Source organism: Sanguibacteroides sp. AM78-02pH3A, from assembly GCF_027666085.1.
Lineage (GTDB): Bacteria > Bacteroidota > Bacteroidia > Bacteroidales > Marinifilaceae > Gabonibacter > Gabonibacter massiliensis.
In genome coordinates, this window is the sequence record NZ_JAQEHX010000008.1 from 101,334 (window position 1) to 121,146 (window position 19,813).

At 41.8% G+C, this 19,813-nt stretch carries 16 protein-coding genes; 14 read left to right on the top strand and 2 right to left on the bottom strand.

What is annotated here, in order from left to right:
• Position 1: 1 nt before the first annotated feature.
• From PGR74_RS11715 to PGR74_RS11780, 14 genes are all read left to right on the top strand, one after another.
• Complete coding sequence (locus PGR74_RS11715) at positions 2–703, top strand: OmpA family protein (protein ID WP_041502308.1); 702 nt, start codon at positions 2–4, stop codon at positions 701–703.
• An 11-nt stretch (positions 704–714) separates the two neighbouring features.
• Positions 715–1,341: an acyltransferase gene (locus tag PGR74_RS11720; protein ID WP_041502309.1), complete on the top strand. Its 627-nt coding sequence runs from the start codon at positions 715–717 to the stop codon at positions 1,339–1,341.
• 21 nt (positions 1,342–1,362) lie between these two features.
• Positions 1,363–2,844, top strand: a complete 1,482-nt coding sequence (locus PGR74_RS11725; RefSeq protein WP_041502310.1) for an oligosaccharide flippase family protein — start codon at positions 1,363–1,365, stop codon at positions 2,842–2,844.
• Positions 2,837–4,063, top strand: coding sequence for a Coenzyme F420 hydrogenase/dehydrogenase, beta subunit C-terminal domain (locus PGR74_RS11730; RefSeq protein ID WP_041502311.1), 1,227 nt, complete (start codon positions 2,837–2,839; stop codon positions 4,061–4,063). Before PGR74_RS11725 ends, PGR74_RS11730 begins: the two co-directional genes overlap by 8 nt.
• Positions 4,060–5,157 carry a polysaccharide pyruvyl transferase family protein gene (locus PGR74_RS11735; protein WP_041502312.1) on the top strand — a complete coding sequence of 366 codons (1,098 nt, stop codon included), beginning with the start codon at positions 4,060–4,062 and terminating at the stop codon, positions 5,155–5,157. Before PGR74_RS11730 ends, PGR74_RS11735 begins: the two co-directional genes overlap by 4 nt.
• 9 nt (positions 5,158–5,166) lie before the next feature.
• Positions 5,167–6,093: a glycosyltransferase gene (locus PGR74_RS11740; protein WP_110688690.1), complete on the top strand. Its 927-nt coding sequence runs from the start codon at positions 5,167–5,169 to the stop codon at positions 6,091–6,093.
• Positions 6,094–6,097: 4 nt separating this feature from the next.
• Entirely contained in the window at positions 6,098–7,144 is a 1,047-nt protein-coding gene (locus PGR74_RS11745) for a glycosyltransferase family 2 protein (protein WP_052634383.1), read from the top strand.
• Between the two features lie 134 nt (positions 7,145–7,278).
• On the top strand, positions 7,279–9,630 hold the full coding sequence (locus tag PGR74_RS11750) for an LruC domain-containing protein (protein ID WP_041502314.1): 2,352 nt from the start codon (positions 7,279–7,281) through the stop codon (positions 9,628–9,630).
• Positions 9,631–9,649: 19 nt separating this feature from the next.
• Positions 9,650–10,789, top strand: a complete 1,140-nt coding sequence (locus PGR74_RS11755) for a glycosyl transferase (protein WP_041502493.1) — start codon at positions 9,650–9,652, stop codon at positions 10,787–10,789.
• Positions 10,786–11,940: a glycosyltransferase family 4 protein gene (locus tag PGR74_RS11760; RefSeq protein WP_270517219.1), complete on the top strand. Its 1,155-nt coding sequence runs from the start codon at positions 10,786–10,788 to the stop codon at positions 11,938–11,940. The genes PGR74_RS11755 and PGR74_RS11760 overlap by 4 nt, the downstream gene beginning before the upstream one ends.
• A gap of 16 nt (positions 11,941–11,956) precedes the next feature.
• Positions 11,957–12,808 (top strand): glycosyltransferase family 2 protein, encoded by an 852-nt coding sequence (locus PGR74_RS11765; RefSeq protein ID WP_041502316.1) that lies wholly within the window; start codon positions 11,957–11,959, stop codon positions 12,806–12,808.
• A 5-nt stretch (positions 12,809–12,813) separates the two neighbouring features.
• On the top strand, positions 12,814–13,893 hold the full coding sequence (locus PGR74_RS11770; protein ID WP_082027450.1) for an endonuclease/exonuclease/phosphatase family protein: 1,080 nt from the start codon (positions 12,814–12,816) through the stop codon (positions 13,891–13,893).
• A 32-nt stretch (positions 13,894–13,925) separates the two neighbouring features.
• On the top strand, positions 13,926–15,854 hold the full coding sequence (locus tag PGR74_RS11775; protein WP_052634385.1) for an ATP-binding protein: 1,929 nt from the start codon (positions 13,926–13,928) through the stop codon (positions 15,852–15,854).
• A gap of 1 nt (position 15,855) precedes the next feature.
• On the top strand, positions 15,856–17,037 hold the full coding sequence (locus PGR74_RS11780; protein ID WP_270517221.1) for a glycosyltransferase family 2 protein: 1,182 nt from the start codon (positions 15,856–15,858) through the stop codon (positions 17,035–17,037).
• A 77-nt stretch (positions 17,038–17,114) separates the two neighbouring features.
• Here PGR74_RS11780 and PGR74_RS11785 read toward each other — a convergent pair whose 3' ends face one another.
• Positions 17,115–18,047 carry a UDP-glucuronic acid decarboxylase family protein gene (locus PGR74_RS11785; RefSeq protein ID WP_041502319.1) on the bottom strand — a complete coding sequence of 311 codons (933 nt, stop codon included), beginning with the start codon at positions 18,045–18,047 and terminating at the stop codon, positions 17,115–17,117.
• A gap of 58 nt (positions 18,048–18,105) precedes the next feature.
• Positions 18,106–19,719, bottom strand: coding sequence for an ABC-F family ATP-binding cassette domain-containing protein (locus tag PGR74_RS11790; RefSeq protein WP_041502320.1), 1,614 nt, complete (start codon positions 19,717–19,719; stop codon positions 18,106–18,108).
• Positions 19,720–19,813: the final 94 nt, after the last annotated feature.

The window sequence follows — 19,813 nt, forward strand, 5'->3', positions numbered from 1 at the left end:
TATGAGCATTTTTAACGGACAAAACGAAGATAATCATTGGTTTTCCATCGCAGATTTAATGTCGGTTCTAATGCTGATATATATCTTTATCTCTGTTATCTATATCATTAAAATCACTCACGAAAAAAACAGGATTGAAAAAATTGCCGTCTCTTACAATCAACTTCAATACGAATTATACAAAGACCTGGAAAGCGAGTTTAAAGATGATTTGAAAAAATGGAATGCCGTTTTAGATCAATCGACTCTATCCGTCCGCTTCGAAGAACCTATCATATTCTTCAACCGGGGAAGCGCAACCCTCAAAGAGGAATTCAAGGTGATACTTAATGATTTTTTTCCTCGTTACCTGAAAATATTGACATCTGATAAATACCGTGACGATGTCGAAGAAATCAGGATAGAAGGTCATACTTCGAGCGAATGGGCAGAAAATCTGTCCAAAGATGAAATTTATCTGAAAAACATGGAATTATCCCAGGATAGGACACGAAACGTATTGGCCTACTTATTGGAACACCAGCAAAACAACGAACAATTAGCCCTGATTCTCCCGAAAATCACAACGAACGGCTTATCGTCCAGTAAACTGATCATGAAAAACGGCCTGGAAGACAAAGAAGCTTCCCGAAGAGTCGAATTCCGGGTAAGAACCAACGCGGAAAAGCAGATTACAAGAATATTAACCATCCCGTCCAACTAAAAATTACCGTTATGAACATAACCCAATTAAAAGAACGAATAAAACAAAATCCCCGATTAAAGCAGTTCATTCTGACATGGATGGTTCATCCGGTAAAGACCCGGCCGCGGCATTGGCTACGTCTTTTACAACCTTTCTATTTAAAACGGAAAAAAGGGGCCATCATCTACCGTAATGTACGAAAGGATCTGGTACCTTTCAACCCGTTCACTTTAGGCAAAAGGTCCGTTATAGAAAGCTTTTCCACTTTAAACAATATGGTAGGGGAAATCCGTATCGGCAACCATAGCCGCATCGGATTAGGCAACACGATTATCGGTCCCGTTTTCATAGGAGACAAGGTTAATCTCGCCCAAAACATCACCGTTTCCGGCCTGAACCACAATTACCTCGATCCGGACCTGCCGATTATCGACCAAGGGGTATCGACCGCTCCTATTCATATAGAAGATGACGTCTGGATCGGAGCGAACGCCGTTATTCTGGCCGGAGTCACGATCGGCAAACATGCTATCGTCGCGGCGGGAACCATCGTAAACCGTTCCGTCCCCCCTTATTCCGTGTGCGCGGGCAATCCGGGAAGAATTATAAAACAATATGATTTCGTAAAAAAAGAGTGGGTAAAATACAATAAATAATCGACCTTTCAACAACCTATCATGTCAACCTATTCAAACATAGCTAAAACAACGGGAATCATCGGTGCAGTAAAAATAATCATGATGTTTTTCGGAATCATACGTGCCAAAATCATCGCCATGGTTCTCGGTTCTGCCGGTTTTGGTTATTACGGGTTATACAATAGTGTGACGGATTTGGTCTCTACCGTATCCAGTTTGGGACTGAACCAAAGCGGAGTTCGTCAGATCGCCAAATCGAATGTACAAAATGACAGCCAACAAGTCTCCAAGACTTATACCGTACTGCACCTGTCGATTCTGATCACCTCTTTTTTAGGGGCACTATTTATCTGTATCTTTTCCAGAACCATCAGTTTTAAATTATTCAACACGACAGATTATTATTGGGGAGTATGCATTGTCTCTTCAGTCGTATTATTCAATGGTGTTTCCAACGGACAAATAGCCGTTTTAAACGGACTGAAACAAATCAGGAGTATGGCTATCTGCCAAATAATAGGGGCCGTTTTCGGTTCATTATCGACCATCATTCTTATCTTGATTTGGGGAGATGCGGCTATTCCGGCAAGCATAGCCCTGGTCGCTTTAACCATGCTTCTCAGTACCGGTTACTACTTAAAAAAATTGCATTTGAAACCGACCCGCCTCTCTTTTGCCGAGGCGAGAACGGAACTGAAAGGTCTGTTAGGTATCGGTATCAGTCTGTCCGTGGCTGCAGCCGTGGCGAACTTGATGACCTACTTTTCCAGAATTTATCTGAAAGATGCCATGGGAATAGAAGTGGTCGGTTTATACCAATCCTGTTGGACGTTGTCCAACATGTACGTGGGTATGATCCTGTCGGCAATGGGAGTTGACTTTATGCCCCGGATTATGACTTACATTCAAAATAATGCAAAAGTCTCCGACTGTATCAACGAACAGATCGAATTGGGCGTACTGATAGCCGGTATCGGAATCTTAGCAAGCTTCGTTTTTGCACCTGTCATACTCAACCTATTTTATTCCAAAGAATTCGAAACAGGAACGTCTATCATCCGCTGGCAATTGATCGGGGTACTCTTCCGGGTTTTCGGTTTTTCCTTCGGCTACGTTATTACGGCCAAAGGGAAAGGATTGCTATACGTAATCATCCAATCGCTTTTTTTCATATCGGAATACCTATTACTGATTGGATGTATCAAATGGTTCGGACTGGATGGATTGGGAATAAATTATTTCATAGCCTACCTGCTCTATATCTTCGTCGGGGGGATTACCTGCGCCAAATTAGTCGGTTACCGTCCTTCTGCCTTTTTATTACGAATCACGGGCATCCTGTTTATTTTTATTTGTATCGTAGCCCTTTTAAACTATCTCATAACAGATCCATGGATTTTCTATGGAATCAGCTCGTTAGTGCTCGCCATCGATCTTTATTGGACACATAAAACATTAACAACCCGGATGGGAATAAATCTTGTACAACTCGTCCGGTCTAAATTGAAGAAAAATGCCTGATCTACCTTCTCATAAAAACTGTAGCGGCTGTCTCGCTTGTATAGATTGTTGCCCGGTGCAAGCCCTTTCAATGAAACGGGAGAACGGCTTTTTTCACATCGCCGTTCATCACGCCACCTGCATAAATTGCAAATTATGCGAGAAAGTTTGTCCGAATCTGACTTTCAAGACTTCGAACAAGGAGACTGATGCGAAAGTATACGCCGTCTGGTCCCTGAATCAAAACATCAGATTTCAGAGTGCCAGCGGAGGAGCTTTTGCTGAATTAGCCCGCTATTTTCTTGCAACCGGAGGTCACGTGGCAGGAGCTGTCTTGGAAAACAACCGGGTCTTTCATAAATTCATTCATCACGTCGATGATTTATCTCAATTACAAAATTCCAAATACATCCAAAGCGATACCATAAACATATACAAAGAGACTCGTAAGCTCTTATTCCGAAACGAGAAAGTACTTTTTTCCGGAACTCCTTGTCAAATCGCCGGACTCTTTCAATTCCTGAAAAAAGACAATATTGAAAATTTACTTACAGCCGAGATCGTATGCAACGGAGTAGAATCGGAACTCGTCTTGCAAGATCATTTAGGCCATTTCCAAGCCGATCACATCATTAGTTTTCGAGACAAAACACAGGGTATGAAATCTTACGGGACAACCACCCTTTCCATACACGGCGATCCCCGCAAAATACGGCAACAAGAAGATATTTTCGCCCGTTTCTTTTTCGGGGGATTGACCTTGCGCCCCAGTTGCTATAACTGTCCGTTTTCAATCCTACCGAGAACAGCGGATATTACATTGGGTGATTATTGGGGAAGTGACGAATGGCCGGAAGAAACAGAGAAGGGGATATCCCTTGTTATCACCAATAACGCCAAGGGAACATCAGCTTTTGAAGAATTGCAAGAATCCGGAAATATCGAATCCAATCCCGTAAACTGGGAAAAATGTTTACCTTACAACCCTCGTATATTCACCGGAAAAAATTATTTACAATACCATCCGGCAAGGATGTTTTCAAAGCTTATCCGTCTACTTCTCCCGGCCAAGCTGCAACGGAAGATTTTTTCCCATCCGGTACCGTTTGCCTTTGACAAGTTCAGCCTGAAAATCATTAGCTTCATCGCTAATTATTTTTCATCCCGAACGGGTAAAAAGTGTCAGGAAACTGTCGCCCGGATGAACCGATTCACAAACGAAAAAAAGGAAGTCATATGAAAATAGGGATATTAACTTTTCATCGAGCGCATAACTACGGAGCTGTCCTGCAAGCTTTCGCTTTGCAGGAATATTTGCGTAAAGCCGGACACGACGTGAAAATTATCGATTACAACCCGCCTTTTCTTGAAGCCAATTACAAAATCTTCGCCTTCAAAAAATTTTTGACGACTAAGGTTCATGTCTACTATTTGCTCAAAGGAGCGGCCATCGAGTTATTGACTCTTCCGGCCAGGACAAAGCGTTACAAAGCTTTTGACTCTTTTATTCGTTCTAAGTTAGCCCTCTCTACTCCAACCGTTTACCATAAAGAAGAGATTCCGAAAGATTTCGATGCCTACATTTTCGGTAGCGATCAGATCTGGAATCCGAAAATAACCAAAGGATTCGACGATGTTTATTTCGGTTTGTTCTCTTCTCGTCCGGAGGCACGAAAAATCGCTTATGCGGCCAGCATGGAGACATCAACCCTGAACGACGAAGAGAAAGAATACCTCGGCAAGTCCTTATTTCAAATGCACGCGATCGGTGTACGAGAGTCAAAATTAAACGCCCTGTTACAACCTCTCGTTGAGCAAAAGATTCAAACCGTAGCGGATCCGACCATCCTATGTACAAGAGAAACATTCGACAATATTGCCGTAAAACCGGATTTTCAAGGCAAATACGTACTCGTATACCAGGTAAGGATTATGCCGGAAACTCTCTCTTTTGCCCAAAAATTAGCAGACCGAATCGGGGGAAAGGTCATACAATTGGTATCTACTCCCGTTTTAACGAATCGTCCGGGAGTATACAACTGTGCCTCTCCGGAAGAATTTATCGGCTGGTTTAAACATGCCGATTTCGTGGTAACGACCTCTTTTCACGGAACCGTATTTTCCCTCCTGTATCAAAGAAATTTTTATGCCTTGGAGATCCACTCCATAAGCACGCGTATCCGCTCGTTACTTCAAGATGTGGAACTCTCGGAACGTTACGTAAAATCGACAAGCCAACCGGACACCATGCCCATCGATTTTACCCGGGCAACACAGCGTTTAGCCCGGTTACAACAGGAATCAGCCTTATTTTTACAAAATGCATTAAAATAAAATGGCAACATGGAACAGCCTAAAGTCAGTATCATTATACCCATATACAACACGGAAGCTTACCTCAAAGCGACTGTCGATTCCATCCTCCGGCAAACACTATACGAGATTGAAATTCTTCTCATCAATGACGGTTCCACCGACAGAAGTTTACGGATCATGCAGGACTTAGCTGCATCCGATAATCGTATCATCCTATTTTCACAAGAAAACAAAGGATTATCCGCCACGCGCAACCAAGGCCTGGCTATGGCAAAAGGAGAATATATCTATTTTATGGACAGTGATGATCTATTAGAAGCAACGACCTTAGAGGAGTGTTATTCCAAATGCCAGACTCTTCGATTGGATTTTCTATTTTTCGATGCGGATACTTTTTCAGATGACGACCATATACGTTTAGACAATAAGTATTCTCGGACACAAGGTTTGGAAGATCGCATCTACAACGGGGTCGAAATGCTGAATTTGCAATTGGATACCTTCCGGTTTCAATCGTCAGCCTGCCTGAGCTTTATCCGACGCTCATTTTTAGAACGTATAAAACTGATATTCCTACCCGGAATCATTCATGAAGACCAACTATTTACCGCCCAACTTTACATGTCGGCCGACCGGATAGGATTTATCGCAAAACCATTTTTCAAAAGGAGGATAAGGGCAAATTCCATCATGACCCGAAGATTCTCATATCAAAATATGAAATGCTACTTTATTGTTTCTTCAAAATTATTGGAGTTCAGTGAAGACAAAAACAACGAGATAAAAAAAACCGTCCGCCGGTTTATCTCTATCATGTTAAACGCAACCGTCTATAGAGGGAGGGAAATGACGGTAAAAGAGAAATTCCGTACCCTTGGCAGATTCCTTTTTTCCTATCCCCGCCTTGTTTCCGTTAAAAGCATGCTGAGACTGTTTATCACTAAAAAATCTTGATCCCATGACCTACAAAGTAACTTTAGCCATGCCTGTTTATAACGTGGCCCTCTATATAAAAGAAGCCCTGCTCTCAGCTCTTAATCAAGATTTCGACGGTTTGGAAATCCTTTTGTTAGATGATAAAGGAAACGACGGTAGTCTCGATATCGTCAGAGAAATACTCCGTACCCATCCCCAAAGGGAAAAGGTAAGGATCATAGACCAAGAAAGAAATCAAGGGCCTGGATCAGCCCGCAACCGGGCCATAGAAGAAGCCCGGGGAGAATACATCCTGTTTATGGATAGTGACGACCAACTCTCTTCCGATTGTGTCGAAACACTATACCAGAAGGCTATGGAATATCCTCAGGCGGATATCATAGCCGGGAATACAGCCTATGTCATGCCTTCCGGAGAAAAGCGTTATCCCTTTCACAAACGTCAATTCTCCGTATTGGTCTCCCCCGAAGAGGTAATGAACTTCTATGTTAATCCCGATACATTAATGGGGCTCGCCACGTGGAACAAACTATTCAAGATCAGTTTTTTGAATGAATTTCACATTCGCAATAAAGAACATCGAATACTCGAAGACCGTTATTTCTTTATTCAAGAGTGCATGAATGCCCGGTTTGTGGTCGCTTTGGAAAAAATCACTTATTACTATCTAATCCGGGAAGGATCCACTTCCAACTCGGATGCAGAACGTTACTCCATCACCCGTTCTCTCCTGCTGCAACGCGCAGAATTAATAACGGACTGTACTCATTACGTTATGAACCACCCCGATCCTTTGGCCCGCGAATACGGGACAATAATCGTACTGGAACATATCCGGCAACTCCTACCGCTTGCAGCCAATTGCCGATATGTCACCTACCGGGAAAAAAGAAAAATAATAGAGTCCTTGCACGATTCCCAATTATTCCAATTAGCCCATACGTCCGGTTTGATAAAAAAACGACTGAACAATAAACGATACCGGATACTATTTTTTAGTTTTAAATTACCGGCTCTTTTTTATCCAATATGCTGGATATTTATTGAAAAAATACACCGAATAATTTGATTCAAAATAAGTTTACCCTATTAAAACATTTATTTACCGCCCAATTTATGTATATTTGTATAGTAGATATTTTGTTAAATTTATTCTACTTGGCATATATTTAGTCTTTAATAATACTCTAAATAAACAAGGTTATGAGAGAGAAAATACTCCAAAAGGTACTGTCGGTCATATTTTTTATCGCTATATTAATCGGATGTCAGAAAGATTATTTTGACCCGGAATATTTTGAAAAAAATTACATCATTCAAAATATCCCTAAAAATTTCGATTGGTCGAATATTTCGACCCTGGATGTGACAGTCCTCCCTTATGACACCCATAACAACAAATATTTTTATACCATCGAAATATTTGACGAGAACCCAGTATTCGAAAAAGAGAAGGCGATCCTATTGGCCAAAGGGGTAGGCAGTCAGAATCAGACGTTTCAAACAAGCGTTGTTCTACCTAAAGGTACACCCACGATATTCGTTCGCCAAACCTCGCCGGAAGGCCAACAAACCATACAAGAATATACCGTGGAAGGAAATAAGCTGACCTGCAACTTCAATCCCGTGCCAAACACTAACGCTTTGGTTAAAACGGCACTGAAAATCAATGCGATACAAAATTACAACATCGAACAAACCGATTTTCCGACTCCCTCCCAGGCCATCGAAATCAACAGTTCATCTCCTTCACCCTATCGGCTCCAATACGGAAATAGTTACGTGATCAGGGGAAACTACACCGGAGCAATCGAATACTCTTGGGGCAACGTCTCCTTATACGTGGAAGGCAGATGGCAAAATACCTCTTCCGCACGGTTAAAATTAGAAAAGGACGATAACCTGATTATCCAAAACGGAGGAGAAATTATTTTTGACGAGCCGGTAGATATCCAGGCTACCAGTAATGAAACAAACATAGTTATCGCTCCCGACGGAAAATTCAATCTTACACAAAAAGAGGTAAACCTTACCCTCAGCAACAAATCGAAATTCATCGTACAAGGGAAAGTCTGTTTAAAAAATCTGATCTTTGAAAACGGAGCCAGGTTGTACAATACCGGAGAAACCTCCGTAACGAATTTCACCGTTAAGAATAACCAAACGATGGTTACAAACGACGGGAGTCTCGCGGCCGGCGAAGTGAATCTTATCGGCTCTCTATTTACCAACAACGGCCCGCTAACTACCGATAATTTCATAACGGAAGGCAGCACTTTTATCAACAACAGCAAATTTACAGCCAAGTATATTGATTTCAAAAGAGGTGCATACACAAACAACTGCATGACTCTATACGAAGATTTTACAATGAACGGAACCACCCTGTCGCTTGCAGCAAATACGCTCGTCGGTGGAACATCCATGACGGTAAAAGGAACGACCATCCAAATGGAAGGACACTCAATCATATCCATATCCGATAAAATGTCCTTTACAAACGCTTCCAGTACCATCAACGGTATCGGCAACGAAGAGTTCGCTTTGCTTCGGGTTAAAGAAATAGATGCAAAAGGTTGGAAAATAGCAACTTTCCGCGGAAACCTTGAAATCGAATGTTCGCGTTACCCGGGAGCTAATTATCACGTACTCCTCGAACCCGCCCATTGGGTTGCAGAAGGGGAATCGACCATCCGTATTCCGGCCTCGGAATGCACTGACGGGAACATAACGGATCCGGGAGATCCGAAGGATCCGGATTTTCCGATCGAAGGAGACAGTACGCTGATGTATACCTGGATCACGGAAGATATGTTTCCCGACTTGGGAGATTACGATATGAACGACTTAGTGGTCGATTTAGGTGCGATACCGGCTATCACCTCCAATAACATGGCAGAAAGCCTCACTCTAAAAATAGTGATTCGTGCCGTAGGCTCTACCCGCCCCATCGGAGCTGCCCTTCAATTAGATCAGGTAACCCCCGGTGAAATTCAAAACGTAACTTACAGTGCCAACAATCTATTCGAAGGAAAAATGTTTTCAGTCAATACCCAAGGCCTAGAAAACGATCAGACACAGGCTGTCATACCTTTATTCGAAAACGCCCATAGAATTATGGGAGTATACAACACCGCCATCATGATAAATACATTTGCCCTCGGATCCGTAGTTCCGGGAAAAGGCGAACGGAAAGACATACAGAAATTTGAGGTTAAAATAGAATTTAGCCGCCCCATCGCATTAAATAAAATCAACATGAACCGACTCAACTTTTTCGTGATCAGCGGAAACAAATTTACACCCCGGAGAACCGAAATCCATCTACCCGGTTTCAAACATACGGCTTTGAGCAATATCAGTCGTCCCATAGAAGAAAGTACGGACGGTTTGATGTGGGGCTTGCTGGTACCCCGTTCTTTCCGTTATCCGTCCGAAGCGATCTCGATACTAAAAGCATACCCGGATTTCGAAAAATGGGTAAAATCAGGAGGTACAAATTATTTGGAATGGTATAAAGCCCCCAGCACAAACGATGCGTACATTTACAGATAACGGTAGAAACACGATTCCTATGAAAATGCTTTTTTTAATTTTTCATGGCTTTGCCGAATATAACGGCATCAGTAAAAAAATATTTTATCAAAAAGACGCGTTGAAAGCCTGCGGATGGGATGTCCGGTTTTGTTATTTGGACTCGGATGCGGAGGGCAATCACATCCGACGGGTCGAAGAAACAATAATAGATAACTACGGGAAAGGATGGATCGCCAAAATAAAAAAACGAACGGCATATAGCCACCTGTACCGGTATATACTGGACAATGACATCCGTTTCGTTTATATGCGATACGATCATAACGCCAATCCGTTCCTGATCCGCTTTCTAAAAAAATTACGTAAAAAAGGAATTAAAACTGTCGCAGAAATTCCTACCTATCCCTATGATCAAGAGTATAACGGTCTGGCTTTAAAAGAAAAACTAATGTTGTACGCGGATAAATTTTTCCGGACATCCATGGCTAAACAACTTTTTCGGATCGTGACATTTTCCGGCTATACCTCCATCTGGCATGTTCCCACGATCAACATCTCCAATGGAATCGATTTCAGCCGGATAAAATTAAAAACACAAAACGACTATTCACTCCGAGAGTTTCATCTGACGGGGGTGGCAGACATGCATCGCTGGCATGGCTACGACCGTATCGTGGCCGGCATGATAGAATATTATAAACAACCGCACGATACGGACGTGTATCTCCATCTGGTCGGAGGAGGAATGCCGGATATTTTAAACGAACTCCATCAAATGGTCACGGACCATCATTTGGAAGAAAAAATATTTTTCCACGGCCCCGTATTCGGGGAAGAATTAGACAATATATTCGAACAAACAGACATGGGAGTTGCCAGTTTAGCCAGGCATCGTAGTCAAATTTCAAAGATCAAAACTTTAAAAAACAGAGAATACGCCGCCCGGGGAATTCCATTCGTCTATTCCGAAACAGATGAAGACTTCGATCGTATGCCCTATATCATGAAAGCCCCGGCCGACGATTCGCCTATAAATATCCAATCTCTTGTCGACTTCTGGCAAACACATCCCTTTATACCGGCAGAAATTCGGAATTCCATCGAACCGGCTCTTTCGTGGACACAGCAAATGCAAAAAATAACCGATGTCGTAAACTCAAGCAAAACTGAACCATGAATCTTAAAATAGCTTATTGTATCCCCTCTCTCTATTACCCGAGCGGCATGGAACGGGTTCTTACCTTGAAGGCGAACTATTTCACAGAAGTCTTTAACTACGAAATCTATATCATCATCACAGACGGGAAAGAAAAGGCTCCTTACTATCCGCTTTCTCCGAAAGTGAAACTAATACAATTGGATATAAACTTCGATCACCTTTACGGTCAACCCCTCCATAAACGAATTGTCGGATACCGGAAAAAACAACGACTATACAAAAAACGTTTGAAGGAGATCCTTTGCAACATTCGTCCGGATATCACCATATCCATGTTACGGAGAGAGATCAATTTTATCAACTCCATACCGGACGGTAGTATAAAACTGGGTGAAATCCATTTTAACCGTTCCAATTACCGGGATTTCAGCAACGAAAAGTTACCGCATTGGTTGCAACAAATAATAGCCAAATTCTGGATGAATCAACTGATACGGCAATTGAAGAGATTAAAGAAATTTATTGTTCTTAGTCACGAAGACAAAGGATATTGGAAGGAATTGGACAACGTCGAGGTAATTTATAACCCGCTCTCTTTTTTTCCCGACAAAACTTCTTCTTTGGAGCCGAAACAGGTCATAGCCGTCGGAAGGTACGTACCGCAAAAAGGATTCGACCGCCTGATCGATGCCTGGCAATACGTGGCCCCCAAACATCCGGATTGGACATTAAAAATATACGGCGACGGCATGCGCTCTCAATTAGAGGCCCAGATACATCAATTACAATTGGAAAAATCATGTATTTTAGAACACTCCGTCACTGACATCGTTGATAAATATTGCGAAAGCTCTGTATTTGTCTTGAGTTCCCGTTTTGAAGGATTCGGTATGGTCATTATCGAGGCCATGGCTTGCGGTGTTCCCCCCGTTTCATTTACCTGCCCCTGCGGCCCCCGGGATATTATTCAGGATGGACAAGACGGCCTCCTTGCAGAAGACGGCAATATAAAACAATTAGCAGAAAAAATATGTTATTTAATCGAAGAGAACGAGGAAAGAAAAAGAATGGGAAAAACCGCACGTATACACGTGGAAAGATTCAAAATAGAACACATTGCCGAGCAATGGAAACATCTTTTTGAACAAATATTACCTCGAAAAATATAAACAAAAATCAGCAACTATGTCTTGGTATTCAAAATATCTATCCGTTTACAATAAAACCTATGATGAAATTCCTCCCCAAACACTACAAGAAATAAGGGAGAAACTACAACGTATCAATCAATCGGAACAACCATTAGTATCCGTTGTCGTCATTGCTCATAACGAAGAAAAACATTTGGCTGCCTGCCTTTGGTCCCTTAGCGATTCCCTTTGCCGTTATCCTATGGAGATCATAGGAGTGGACAATAGCTCTACGGATCGTACGGCGGATATTTATAAAGCTTCCGGTATTCCTTATTACAACGAAACACGAAAAAGTTGCGGATATGCCCGCCGATGTGGTTTGGAACAAGTCCGAGGTAAATATTACATCTGCATCGATTCCGACACCATGTACCCTCCCCGCTACGTAGAGACCCTTATCCAAAAATTAGAACAACCGGGGGTTGTTGCCGTATCTTCTCTCTGGAGTTATATTCCAGATAAAGATCACCCGTGGTTAGGTCTCAAAATATATGAATTCATGAGAGATACCCATCTCTTTTTACAATCTTTCAAAAGACCGGAACTAAGTGTCCGGGGATTGGTGTTCGCCTACAAGGTCGAATACGGGAAAAAAGTCGGCTACCGTGTCGACATCATCCGGGGCGAAGACGGATCTATGGCTTTGGGGTTAAAGAAATTCGGAAAAATCGCTTTTGTTCGAAAAAGAAAAGCACGGGCTGTAACAGGATACGGAACGGTAAGTGCGGACGGCTCCTTTTTCAACAGCTTTAAAACACGAATCATCAAATACCTTTCAGGTATGAAAAGTTATTTTACCACCAAAACAGATTACAAAGACGAAGATTCAAATCTTATCAAATAAAAATTATGGCAGCACTTCGATTCATGCTTTCTTTATTAATGATTCCAATTACGTTGTTCATCGCACTAAGTAGTATTACGGGAGCATTGGCCGTTTATGTTCATCCGGAAACCTTCTGGGCCATCGCTATTCTCGGCTTACTCCTTCCTGTCACATTAACTATGAACCTCCTGCTTTGTATATATTGGGCGATTAAAAAAAAGAGGTGGATTTCCGTTCCCATCGCAGCGATCCTGTCAAATATCCCTTATCTTTTATCCTTATTCCAATTTTCACCCTCTTCTAACCCCGAGAACGATAAGATTCGCATCGCGACCTACAACATTTTAAATTTTAAGAACTTAGAATCCAATCATACCTCCATTCCCGATATCGTGAACTTCTCGGAATCGAATAACGTGGATATTCTCTGTTTGCAAGAATACGGTGAGTCCAATCAAGAAAACGCAATCTCTCCGACTTCCCGTTTTTTAAGTTTACCTTATTCGGCTAAAAGCTGGTCGCACCAAACCCATACTTCCAATTACGGAATTGCCATATTGAGTCGCTACCCCATCATCTCCTCCCAAAATATAAGCTTTGATTCCCCGACAAATAATGCCATGTGGGCAGACATAAAGATCGGGCAAGATACGATTCGCATTTTCAACGTACATATGCAAACGACCAATTTCAGCCAAAAAGAGAAACAATTACGCCAACAACTTTTGAAGGACACTCCGACAGGCGGGAAAAAGGCGGTAAAAGAAATCATTATGACGTTAAAAAATAATTTAGAGATACGGGCTCAACAAGCGGAATTATTGCGATCCATCATCGATACTACCCGGTTTCCGACTATCGTATGCGGAGATTTTAATGATCCTCCCACTTCTTACGTCTATCGTAAAATCAGAGGGAAACTGAAAGACAGCTTTATGACAAGCGGAAACGGATACGGATATACTTACCGTAATCTTTGCAAATTATTCAGGATAGACTATGTATTATATTCTCCTGAAATTCACGGGACTTCCTATCGCTCTCCCTCCCTCCCCTGGAGTGATCATAATCCTGTTGTTACAGGGATCGAATTAGTAAAATAATATTATCTTTGCTTACTTATAATTATTCGGAAATGGAAAATGATTTACCTCGTACGGACCCTATTCAACAGAAGACCTCTTCGGAGAAAGATTATCCCCCTTCTCCTGAAGAAACAGAGGAGATCATTCAAGCCATGAATTCGTCTAATGAAGAGATATATGCACTCAGAACCGACGGATCTCTTTATTATGCCAACGATCAAACCAAGATAAGTTACAATTTAAATAAACCGATCTCTACCTATTTTATTTGGGATTTTCATTTGGAAATAACTCAGAAGAATTGGCCTGAAAAATTAAAATTCTTCAGGGAGAACTCAACAGGATGCAGGTATATTTCCAGGCATAAATACCCGGACGGAAGCAGTAGACCCGTAGAAATAGTCTCCAGAATCATAAATTACCAGGGAGAAGAAAAAATATGGGTATTTTGCAGGGATATCTCTTCAACCATACGACACGAGAATAAGATTAAAGAATTAAACAGTCTGTTTAATTCCGTCTTAGATAATATTCCGGTCTATCTCTTTGTTAAGGATACCAAAGACCTCCGTTACCTGTATTGGAATAAAGCGTTTGAAATACATTCACATATTCCGACCGACCGCGTTATCGGTAAAACCGATTTTGAAATATTTCCCAATGAAAAGGATGCTGAACATTTTAGAAACGACGATCTTCGTTTATTAAGTACGGGCAAGGATATCGAATTCATCGAAACTTACCAAAACAAGTCAGGAGAATTACGTACCGTCAAAACATTAAAAACCCTAATCCGGGACGATAAAGGAGAGCCTACTTTTTTAGTGGGAATTTCATGGGATATCACGGATATGAAAAATTCTGAGCAAGAACTCATCAAAGCCCGGCTAAAAGCAGAACAATCGGATCAGTTGAAATCGACTTTTCTATCAAACATGAGTCACGAGATCAGAACTCCGCTTAACGCCATCATCGGTTTTTCCCGGTTGATCTGCGATCTTCCGGATCAGGAAGAGAAACGGAACTACATGGAAATCGTAGAGAATAACTCGGAATTACTCATCCAACTCGTCAACGACATACTCGATTTATCCAAGATCGAAGCCGGAACCCTGGAGTTTTACGATAAACCGACTGATATCAGCGAATTATGCCAAAAGATTTTGCAGATGTATCAACATCGTACGGCAAAAAACGTAACGCTGTTATTGGACCTCCCCGCGGAGTTAATCATACAGATCGATGGAAACAGACTGGCACAAGTCCTTTCCAATTTAATTACCAATGCTATAAAATTCACGTCCAAGGGGTACATCCGTTTCGGATATCATTTGTTAGGAGAAAAAATAGAATTTTATGTGATAGACACGGGATGCGGTATCCCACGCGAAAAATTAAATGATATTTTCAGCCGTTTTACCAAGCTCAACTCCTTTTCTCAAGGTACGGGACTCGGTCTTGCCATCTGCAAAATGATCGTCCAAAAAATGAAAGGGGAAATCTCCGTTGAATCGGAATTAAATAAAGGCACTACATTCAGGTTTACGATTCCTTATCGTTCGACTCCATTAAAAAGCACGGAAGAACCTGTAAATCGAATCAACGTAAAAGAAGAGATGGACACACAATACACGATTCTAATCGCAGAAGACGTAGAAAGTAATTTCTTGCTTCTAAAAGTCCTGATAGGTAAAAAATATAAACTATTACACGCCTGGAATGGTATCGAAGCGATTAAATTATTTAATGAAGAGAAACCGGATCTCATCCTAATGGATATTAAAATGCCGGAAATGGACGGTTTGGAAGCGACCCGTATTATTCGGGAAAAATCCAAAGACATTCCAATCATCGCTTTAACAGCTTTTGCTTTTAACGATGATCGTACCCGGACGTTGGAAGCCGGATGCAATGATTTTTTGACCAAACCGATATCCTCGTTACTCTTAAAAGAAACCCTCGAAAAATATTTAAAATAAGATGCTCGGAATAGACTATTTTTTCTGGATAGCCGCCATTATCGTTCTCTATACCTACATAGGCTACGGCCTCCTTCTCTATTTACTCGTCAAAATAAAAGAAAAACGACACCCTGTTCAACCGTTATACCTGCAAAAACCGCCCCCGACGGCAACCCTCCTAATTGCCGCCTATAACGAGGAGGATATAGTGGATTTGAAAATGGAAAACTGTAACCGGCTCAATTATCCGAAAGGTAAACTAAACATCGTATGGGTCACGGATGGAAGTACCGATAACACGAATCTAAAATTAGCTGAATATCCGGAGATCACAGTCTTGCACGTCCCCGAAAGAAAAGGAAAAACAGCTGCCCTTAACCGGGGAATGCAATATATACATACCCCTTTCACTGTATTTACAGATGCCAATACCATGTTAAACCAAGAAGCGATCCGGGAGATCCTAACCCCGTTTTCCGATCCCGTTGTGGGTTGCGTCGCCGGAGAAAAGCGAATTGTTGTCGAAGATAAAGATAACGCTGCCGCAGGAGGAGAAGGTTTTTATTGGCGATACGAATCCAAACTGAAATCGTGGGATTCCCGCCTGTATTCAACAGTAGGAGCTGCAGGAGAACTTTTCGCCATCCGTACTTCACTTTTCAAAACCATGCCGGAAGATACGCTATTAGACGACTTCGTCCTATCCATGAGCATTGCCTCTCAAGGCTATAAAATCGCTTACAGAGATGCGGCATACGCCATAGAATCCGCCTCCGCCGATATCGGGAACGAACAAAAAAGAAAAGTACGTATTGCCGCCGGCGGACTGCAAGCTATATGGAGGCTACTCCCCTTGTTGAATATCTTCCGTCACGGCATATTAAGCTTTCAATACATCTCCCACAGGGTCTTGAGATGGTCGATCACACCCGTACTTCTCTTTCTTCTGTTTCCTTTAAATATTCTACTCGTCAGTCTAAGGCCGGAACAAACAGGCTACATGATCCTGCTCGTCCTTCAATCTCTATTTTATCTTATGGCAATTGGAGGAAGTATTCTGCAACGACGACACATCAAAGTAAAAATTTTATTCATTCCTTATTACTTCGTATTCATGAATCTGAATGTAATAAAAGCCTTCTTCTATTTACAGAAACACAAAGGGACTGGAGCCTGGGAAAAGGCCAAAAGAAAACAATAAAGCCTCGAACCTACACGTGTTCCACGGCACTACCGAACAATTCCATAATTAAAAATACCTCATTCGGCCACTGAATTTTACATTTTCCGGAAATAATCAATCGTTCGTAATAACCCCTCTCGTAACGGAATAGCCGGTTTCCAATCCAATACTTTTTCTGCCATAGTAATATCCGGTTTTCTCTGTTTCGGATCATCCGAAGGCAACGGCTTAAATACGATTTTTGATTTAGACCCGGTGAGCTCTAAAATCTGATGAGCCAATTCCAAGATGGTGAATTCATTCGGATTACCTATATTCACGGGTCCTGTAAAACTATCGTCCGTTTGCATGGTACGGATCATACCTTCGACCAAATCATCCACGTATTGAAAACTACGGGTTTGCGAACCATCTCCATATATTTCTATATCCTCCCCGCGTAAGGCGTTAACAATAAAATTAGATACTACACGTCCGTCGTTTATTGACATACGAGGCCCATAAGTATTAAAAATACGTACAATTTTTATCCGAATCATCAGTTGCCGATGATAATCCATAAACAAGGTTTCAGCACACCGTTTACCTTCATCGTAACAGGAACGAATCCCGATAGGATTTACATTTCCCCAATAATCTTCAGGTTGCGGATGCACGATAGGATCTCCATATATCTCACTCGTAGAAGCTTGCAGAACCTTGGCATTGGACTGTTTGGCCATTCCCAGTACATTAACAGCCCCGATCACGGAGGTTTTCAATGTTTTTATCGGGTCATATTGATAATGAATGGGAGAAGCAGGGCAAGCCAAATTATAGATCTCATCCGCATCTTTTATAATATACGGGTATACAATATCGTGATTTACCAACTCGAAACGAGGATGATCCAATAAATGGGCAATATTTTCCCTTGCACCGGTAAAAAAATTATCCAAACAAGTAATCCGCGCTCCTGTTGCCAACAAACGTTCGCATAGATGGGAACCCAAAAAACCTGCCCCCCCGGTTATCAATATCTTTTTCATTTTTTCATATTTAGGAATTATAAATTTTCATTTACACCCCAACAGCCCCTTATAGCCCCTATCTATACATTTTCTCCGCTTGTGCTTTTATAGTATCACTCGTAATATAATCATCAAAATCCATACGTTTATCGATAATTCCGTCAGGTGTCAACTCGATAATCCGGTTACAAACCGTTTGAATGAACTCATGATCGTGCGAATTCATCAATACAACGCCTTTAAATGCAACCAACATATTATTAAATGCCTGAATAGATTCCAAATCCAAATGGTTTGCGGGAGAATCCAATACCAATACGTTTGCATTTGTCAGCATCATGCGGGCAATCATACAACGCATCTTCTCTCCCCCCGATAATACTTTCACCCGTTTATATATATCCTCTCCGGAAAAAAGCATTTTCCCTAAGAAACCGCGTAAAAAAGTCTCGCTCGTGTCCATTGAATATTGTCCCAACCACTCTACCAATGTCATATCCGTTTGAAAAAAGGCCGAATTATCCAACGGTAAATAGGCATTGGTAATCGTTACACCCCAAATATACGATCCTGTATCAGGCTTATCATTTCCGGTAATAATCTCCAATAAAGCCGTCATTGCCCGGGGATCTTTCGACCAGAATACGATCTTATCCCCCTTATCCACGGTAAACTCTACGTTCCTGAACAACCACTTCCCCTCGACCTGCTTACTCAAGCCACGTACATCGAGAATCCGATCTCCCACTTCCCGTTCCGGGGTAAAAATAATACCGGGATATTTCCGGGAAGAGGGAAGAATTTCCTCTACATTCAACTTTTCCAACATCTTCTTCCTACTCGTCGTTTGCTTTGACTTAGCGACATTAGCACTAAATCGCTGAATGAACTCCAACAACTCCTTCCTTTTCTCCTCCGCTTTTTTATTTTTAGCCTGGGCCTGACGTAAAGCCAACTGACTCGACTCGTACCAAAAACTATAATTACCGGCAAATAGCTGTACCTTACCGAAATCGATATCTACCGTATGAGTACTAACGGCATCCAAGAAATGCCGGTCATGCGATACGACTAATACGGTATTTTCGTAATTGGACAAATAATTTTCCAGCCACATCACAGTCTCTATATCCAAATCATTCGTCGGTTCGTCCAACAATAAATTATCCGGCTTACCGAACAACGCCTGAGCCAACAAAACCCGCACTTTCTGTTTACCGCTCAAATCTTTCATTAACGAATAATGCCACTCCTCCTCTATTCCCAATCCACTCAATAAAGATGCCGCATCACTTTCTGCATTCCAACCGTCCATCTCCGCAAATCTCTCCTCCAATTCGGCAGCCCTGACCCCATCCTCATCCGAAAAATCGGGCTTCGCGTATAATGCATCCTTCTCCTTCATTACATTCCATAAATCCAGATATCCCTGCATCACCGTATCCAATACCGTACACTCATTATAAGCTTGATGATCCTGTTTCAATACCGATAGCCGTTCTCCCGGACCGAACATCACGTTTCCACGCGTGGGTTCCAAATCCCCGCTTAACATCCGTAATAAAGTCGATTTTCCCGCACCATTCGCCCCAATCACACCGTAACAGTTTCCCGGAGTAAATTTTAAATTCACATCCCGAAATAAAACCCGTTTTCCAAATTGAATCTCTAAATTTGAAACTACAATCATTCTATTATATCTTTTTTATTGATAATCAACACATTTAACCTCTAAAGAAACGCCTGCAAAGATATGTTTTATTTCCAAATCTCACAAATAAAGA

Coding starts and splice junctions, on each gene's coding strand:
- PGR74_RS11730 (WP_041502311.1), top strand. CDS start 2,837: ATGCCTGATCTACCTTCTCATAAAAACTGTAGCGGCTGTCTCGCTTGT.
- PGR74_RS11745 (WP_052634383.1), top strand. CDS start 6,098: ATGACCTACAAAGTAACTTTAGCCATGCCTGTTTATAACGTGGCCCTC.
- PGR74_RS11735 (WP_041502312.1), top strand. CDS start 4,060: ATGAAAATAGGGATATTAACTTTTCATCGAGCGCATAACTACGGAGCT.
- PGR74_RS11740 (WP_110688690.1), top strand. CDS start 5,167: ATGGAACAGCCTAAAGTCAGTATCATTATACCCATATACAACACGGAA.
- PGR74_RS11720 (WP_041502309.1), top strand. CDS start 715: ATGAACATAACCCAATTAAAAGAACGAATAAAACAAAATCCCCGATTA.
- PGR74_RS11725 (WP_041502310.1), top strand. CDS start 1,363: ATGTCAACCTATTCAAACATAGCTAAAACAACGGGAATCATCGGTGCA.
- PGR74_RS11755 (WP_041502493.1), top strand. CDS start 9,650: ATGAAAATGCTTTTTTTAATTTTTCATGGCTTTGCCGAATATAACGGC.
- PGR74_RS11760 (WP_270517219.1), top strand. CDS start 10,786: ATGAATCTTAAAATAGCTTATTGTATCCCCTCTCTCTATTACCCGAGC.
- PGR74_RS11785 (WP_041502319.1), bottom strand. CDS start 18,047: ATGAAAAAGATATTGATAACCGGGGGGGCAGGTTTTTTGGGTTCCCAT.
- PGR74_RS11780 (WP_270517221.1), top strand. CDS start 15,856: ATGCTCGGAATAGACTATTTTTTCTGGATAGCCGCCATTATCGTTCTC.
- PGR74_RS11775 (WP_052634385.1), top strand. CDS start 13,926: ATGGAAAATGATTTACCTCGTACGGACCCTATTCAACAGAAGACCTCT.
- PGR74_RS11715 (WP_041502308.1), top strand. CDS start 2: ATGAGCATTTTTAACGGACAAAACGAAGATAATCATTGGTTTTCCATC.
- PGR74_RS11790 (WP_041502320.1), bottom strand. CDS start 19,719: ATGATTGTAGTTTCAAATTTAGAGATTCAATTTGGAAAACGGGTTTTA.
- PGR74_RS11750 (WP_041502314.1), top strand. CDS start 7,279: ATGAGAGAGAAAATACTCCAAAAGGTACTGTCGGTCATATTTTTTATC.
- PGR74_RS11765 (WP_041502316.1), top strand. CDS start 11,957: ATGTCTTGGTATTCAAAATATCTATCCGTTTACAATAAAACCTATGAT.
- PGR74_RS11770 (WP_082027450.1), top strand. CDS start 12,814: ATGGCAGCACTTCGATTCATGCTTTCTTTATTAATGATTCCAATTACG.